The organism is Lysinibacillus sp. RU7 (assembly GCF_057837305.1).
On sequence record NZ_JBYQFK010000131.1, the window covers coordinates 1 to 271 of the forward strand.

The 271-nt window shown below is 56.1% G+C and carries 1 protein-coding gene; it reads left to right on the forward strand.

The genetic code is table 11. The features are described from left to right. On the forward strand, positions 1 to 271 hold a 271-nt coding region (locus tag AC3II9_RS21820), incomplete at both ends, for a hypothetical protein (RefSeq protein ID WP_489158793.1).

The following is a 271-nucleotide window of genomic DNA, read 5'->3' on the forward strand; positions in this document are numbered from 1 at the left end:
GACGGCCCCTGCCAATGTTCATTATATGGACGTTGCACCTTCACAGATCGTGTCGGTGGCCGCTTCCCTGATTCCGTTCCTTGAACACGATGACGCGAACCGGGCCCTGATGGGTGCCAACATGCAACGTCAGGCAGTTCCTTGCCTGCGCCCCGAAAAACCACTGGTCGGTACTGGTATTGAACGTACCGTTGCGGTTGACTCTGGTACCACCGTACAGGCCAGACGTGGCGGTATTGTTGATCATGTTGATGCCGAGCGCGTGGTTATT